Source organism: Roseococcus sp. SDR, assembly GCF_019083995.1.
Classification (GTDB): domain Bacteria; phylum Pseudomonadota; class Alphaproteobacteria; order Acetobacterales; family Acetobacteraceae; genus Roseococcus.
The window spans coordinates 1-5144 of record NZ_JAHRCU010000050.1 but is presented as its reverse complement, the minus strand read 5'-3'; the positions used below and the strand labels follow the sequence as shown (position 1 = coordinate 5144).

At 70.3% G+C, this 5144-nt stretch carries 5 protein-coding genes; 1 reads left to right on the top strand and 4 read right to left on the bottom strand.

What is annotated here, in order from left to right:
- Nucleotides 1-248: 248 nt before the first annotated feature.
- The 4 genes from KTR66_RS24565 to KTR66_RS24550 all read right to left on the bottom strand — a co-directional run bounded on the left by KTR66_RS24565 (nucleotide 249) and on the right by KTR66_RS24550 (nucleotide 3987).
- Nucleotides 249-1589, bottom strand: a complete 1341-nt coding sequence (locus KTR66_RS24565) for an amidohydrolase family protein (protein WP_213617390.1) — start codon at nucleotides 1587-1589, stop codon at nucleotides 249-251.
- Nucleotides 1579-2355, bottom strand: coding sequence for an amino acid ABC transporter ATP-binding protein (locus KTR66_RS24560; RefSeq protein WP_305799162.1), 777 nt, complete (start codon nucleotides 2353-2355; stop codon nucleotides 1579-1581). Before KTR66_RS24560 ends, KTR66_RS24565 begins: the two co-directional genes overlap by 11 nt.
- Nucleotides 2349-3002, bottom strand: a complete 654-nt coding sequence (locus KTR66_RS24555; protein ID WP_213617389.1) for an amino acid ABC transporter permease — start codon at nucleotides 3000-3002, stop codon at nucleotides 2349-2351. Before KTR66_RS24555 ends, KTR66_RS24560 begins: the two co-directional genes overlap by 7 nt.
- A gap of 148 nt (nucleotides 3003-3150) precedes the next feature.
- A complete protein-coding gene (locus KTR66_RS24550; protein ID WP_213617388.1) occupies nucleotides 3151-3987 on the bottom strand; it encodes a transporter substrate-binding domain-containing protein in 837 nt (278 codons plus the stop codon).
- Nucleotides 3988-4186: 199 nt separating this feature from the next.
- Between KTR66_RS24550 and KTR66_RS24545 the strand changes: the two genes are divergently transcribed.
- Nucleotides 4187-4984, top strand: coding sequence for a DUF2092 domain-containing protein (locus tag KTR66_RS24545; protein ID WP_213617387.1), 798 nt, complete (start codon nucleotides 4187-4189; stop codon nucleotides 4982-4984).
- Nucleotides 4985-5144 lie beyond the last annotated feature (160 nt).

The window sequence follows — 5144 nt, the reverse complement described above, 5'->3', positions numbered from 1 at the left end:
GGGACGGACTGGCGGCAAGCGACAATCCCGCGGCTTCAGACGCGGTGCGCCAACTCGTCGAACGGGTGGTCATCCATCCGACGAAACCCTACAAGCCACCCCGCATCATCGTGGAAGGACGCCTCGCGAACATGGTCGCCCTCGCTCAGCCCGGGCTGACACCCAAGGCAGCCAAGGCCATCGAGCACACCTCACGACAAACAGTGAAAGAAAGACCGGGGGGCAGCGCCCCTCGACGATGCCCCGCATCAGAGGCTGGCGCGCGCCCGTTCCCACAGCGCGGCGGAGGCGGCGGCACCGGCGCGGATCACCTCCTCCGGGTCGCAGCGCGTGGGGCGGAAATCCTCGACGACGATCTCGCCTTCCACCACGACATGGCTGACATCGCGGCCCATGCCGGTATGGACCAGCGTGCCGAGCGGATCATTGTGCGGCACGAGATGCGGGCGACGGAGGTCCACCGCCACGCAATCGGCCCGGAAGCCGACAGCGATCTGGCCGATCTGGTCCGCCATGCCCATGGCGGCCGCACCGCCCTCGGTCGCGGCATGCAGCATGTGCTCGGGCTGCCAGTCATCCTCCACGCGGCCGGTCTGCACGCGGCCCATGCAGAGGCCCCAGCGCAGGATCTCGATCATGTCGGCGTGCATGTTGTCGGTGGCCAGCGTCAGCCGCGCGCCGGCCTGCACCAGCTTGCGCGTCGGCGCGATGGTGCCGCCGGTCGCATTGCCCTTCGGGATGTGGGCCACGAAGACGCCAGCCGCGCCGATGCGGGCGATGTCGCTCTCGCTCAGATGGATGCAATGCGCGGCGACGAGGCGCTCGTTCAGCAGCCCCACCTCCTCCAGCAGTTCGGGGGGCGAGCAGCCGTCGCGCTCCCGGATGCGGGCGACTTCCACCTTGCTCTGGCTCAGATGCGTCTGGACGCTGAGGCCGGTGCGGCGCGCCGTCTCCGCCACCTCGCGCAGGAAGGGGGTGGAGCAGGTGTCGGGCGCATGGGCGGCGAGCTGCACGCCGGTGCGGGCATCGGGCTTGCCGTGGAAGCGCTGTGCGATGCCGAGCGCCTGGTTCAGCGTGCGCTCGCCGATCTCCTGGTGATGCACCCAGCGGCCGCTCGCGATGCCGGAGAAATCCGCGTCATGGATGCGGTTGCAGGAGAAGACGCGCAGGCCAAGATCGGCCATGGCGGGCAATGTGATGTCGGTATGGACATAGGTGTCGTTGATCAGGGTGGAGCCGGCCAGCATGGCCTCCAGCGCGCCGAGGCGGGCGAGTGCGACGGCCTCGTCTTCCCGCACCATGTGGCCCTGCGGCACGCCGGGCGTATAGGCGGGCGCGAAGCCCATGTCCTCGGCCACGCCGCGCACCATGGAGAGGATGGTGTGGGTGTGGACATTCACCATGCCGGGGATGACGAGATGGCCGTTCAGCTTCAGGTGCCGCGTGGCCGTGGCGTCGGGCGGCAGCTCCGAAGCGGGGCCCACGAAGGTGAAGCGCGCATCCTTGATGCCGAGCGCCGCCTTTTCGATGGGTGCGGCGAAGGCGCGGGGGATGAGGGTGATGCCCTCGATCAGCAGGTCAAAGGTCACGTTGCGGCTCCAGATGCCTCAGGAAGCGTTGCAGGCGTTCGTCGCGCGGCGCGCCGAAGAGCGTCTCGGGCGGGCCTTCCTCGGCGATGCGGCCATCGGCCATGAAGACCACGCGATCGGCCACCTGGCGGGCGAAGCGCATCTCGTGCGTGACGACCACCATGGTCATGCCCTCGGCGGCGAGTGCCCGCATCGCGTCCAGCACCTCCTGCACCAGCTCGGGGTCGAGCGCCGAGGTGGGTTCATCAAAGAGGATCACGCGCGGGTCCATGGCGAGCGCGCGGGCGATGGCGACGCGCTGCTGCTGGCCCCCGGAAAGCTGGCCGGGCCGCTTGTTCACATGATCGGCGAGGCCGAGCCGCGTGAGTTCCTGGACAGCCCGCGCCTCGGCCTGGGCGCGGGGAATGCCCAGCACGCGGCGGGGGCCGAGCGCCACATTCTGCGCCGCGGTCAGATGCGGAAACAGGTTGAAGCGCTGGAAGACGAAGCCGAAGAGGCGGCGCTGGTTCGCCAGTTCCCGCTCATCGGCGGGGCGTCCATCGGCGCGTTGGCCGATCGTCACATCGGCGATGCGCACCGTGCCGGCGTCGGGCGTCTCCAGCCGGTTCAGGCAGCGCAGGAAGGTGGTCTTGCCGGAGCCGGAGGCGCCGATGATCACCACCGTCTCGCCCTCATGCACGCTGAGGTCCACGGATTGCAGCACGTTGCGCGCGCCGAAGCTCTTGCTGATGCCGCGCGCCTCGACCAGGACGGGGCGCGTCACCATGACGGCAGCGCCCGCTCGATGCGGCGCGAGACATAGGCCAGCGCCGAGATCAGCGCCCAGTAGTAGAGCGCCAGCAGCAGGAAGATCTCGAAGGGCGCGAAATGCGTCGCGATGATCGCCTGGCCCGCACGCGTCAGCTCATAGACGGAGATCACAGAGAGCAGCGAGGAGTTCTTGGTGAGCGTGATCAGGTCATTCGTCAGCGCCGGCACCATGGGCCGCCAGGCCTGGGGCAGCAGCACCCACATCAGCGTGGCGCGCCGCGTCATGCCGATGGAGAGCCCCGCTTCGCTCTGCCCCTTCTCGATGCTGCCCACCGTGCCGCGCACGACCTCCGCGATATAGGCGCCGGCGTTGAGGGCCAGCGCCACCACGCCCGCCCAGAATTCCGGCAGGCGGATCCCGATGACGGGGAGTGCGAAAAAGACGAGGAAGATCTGGATCAGCAGCGGCGTGCCGCGGATGAACTCGACATAGAGGCGAATCACGCCGCGCAGCAGCACGGAATTGGAGAGGGAGGCCAGCCCGGCGGCGAGGCCGAGCAACAGGCCGAGCACGGCCGCCACCGCGCTGACCTGCAACGTCATCACCACGCCATGCGCCAGCAGCGGCGCGGCATAGGTGACGACATTCCAATCGAAATACATGTCTTGGTGCCCTCAGACGCCGGGCGCGCGCATCCGCGCGCTTGGCTTCGGGATGCTGAAGCATCCCGGCTCGGCTATTCGCCTCGCATACTCGGAGCGCGCCCTTCCCTTAGAGGTGCGCTCTCTGCGGCGCGCGGGCACGCGGCGCTTACGCCGCGGGCTCGGGGATGGTGTCGGGCAAGTTGAACTCGATGCCGAACCACTTCTCCTGCAGCGCCTTCAGCGAGCCATCAGCGCGCATGGCGCGCAGGCGCTCATTCAGCCAGGCGAGCACCTCCGTGTCCTCGCGGCGCAGCGCGATCCCGGCCCAGTTGTCGGCGCCGATGCCGCGGACGATGGCGAAGCGGTTGGGCTGGCTGCGCATCACGTAGGCGAGCGTCGGCAGCGTGTTCAGCACGCCGTCCACGCTGCCCTGCATCAGCGCGAGATAGGCCGCAGGATGGTCGTCATAGGTCCGCACGGCCGAGAAGGGCTGGCCGCCGGCCGCCCGCATGCGCTCGGCCAGGCGCGGATGCAGCGTCTCGCCGGGCGAACCCAGCTTCACGCCGAGGCTCTTGCCGCCCATGTCGCCGATGGCGCGGATCGTGTTCGCATCGCGCGCGCGGATCAGGAGCGACTGCCCGGCCTCGGCATAGGGGATGGTGAAGGCCACGCGCTCCATGCGCGCCCGCGTGTAGCTCATGGAGGACATGATGATGTCGAAGCGCCCGGCATAGAGCGCCGGGATCACGCCGGACCACTGGGTATCAATGAACTCGGGTGTCACACCGATGCTGCGGCAGATGGCGGTGGCCAGCTCCACGTCATAGCCCACGATGTTGCCGCTCTCGCGGAAGGTGAAGGGCGGGTAGGTCGCCTCGCAGCCGATGCGCAGCTTTCCGTTGGCGCGGATCTGCGCCAGCGTCAGCGGGCCCGATTGCGCGGCGGCGGCGCCGGCGGCGAGGATGAAGGGGGCCGCAAGCGCGGCACGGCGGGTGAGGCTCATGGCGGATCTCCTCCGAGGGTGCGGGGAGGCTGCGGGCGGCGGGCCGCGGGCTCAACCGGGTTTCTTCCCCCGAAATGCGCGCCCCGCGCCGGTTCTGCCGAAATCCGCGCCAGCCCGCCCAAAGCGAAGGCCCTGGAGCCTCTTGTCCGCGCTGCGCATCGGCGCGAGCATGCATGGCGCAACACGAGGAAGTACCGCCATGCCACGATCGCCTGTCCCCTTCTGGCGGGGCCTCGCCGGCGGCGCGCTGGCGCTGCTGGCCGCCTGCGCCGAGCCTGCACAGGCCCCCGTCACCGCGCCGCCGCCGGCCGTGCTGGATGCCGAGGTGAGCGACGCGCTGCGCCGCATGGCGACGACGCTGACCAGCGCGCCGGCCTTCACGCTGAACTTCACCACCCTGCGCGAGGCGCCGGCCGGGCCTGGCACCTCCATCCTGCTGAGCGGCCAGGGCGCCGTCGTGGCCGCCCGGCCGGACCGTCTCTATGCCGCCGTCGGCAGCGATGTCGGCAGCTACAGCCTCTGGTATGACGGGCGGGCCTTCACCGCCCTCAACACCTTCCAGAACATCTACGCCACCACACCGCTGACGGGCGATATCGAGACGGCGCTGAAGGGGGTGGAGTCGCGGCTTGGCGTCACGCTGCCCATCCTGCCGCTGCTGGCGAACGACCCCTATGCGATGCTGACGCCGGCCGGCACGACGGGCCGCCATATCGGCCGCTCCATCATCCGCGACGTGCTGGTGGATCATTACGCTCTGAACGGCCCGACCGGCCATTGGGAGATCTGGCTGGAGGCGGCGCCGAGCGCGCTTCCGCTGCGCGTCTCCTTCGTGGAGCCCGGGCCCGAGCGGCTGCGCACGATCCTCGAGTTCCAGTCCTGGAACCTGCGCCCGCGCCTGCCCGCCGGCACCTTCGCCTTCACGCCCCCGCGCGATGCCGCGCGCGCCGATTTCCTCCCGCGCGGGGAAGCCCTGACCCGGAGCAACGCCCGATGAGCCCGCACCTCCTGCCCCGCCTCGCCCTGGCGCTTTTCGGCCTCGTCATCGCCGCCGAGGCGCAGGCCTGGACCAGCGGCAGCGGGCCGCGCGGCGGGGGCTATGCCGCCGGGCCGCGCGGCGCGGTGGCGGAAGGGCCGCGCGGCGGCGTGGCGGCGAC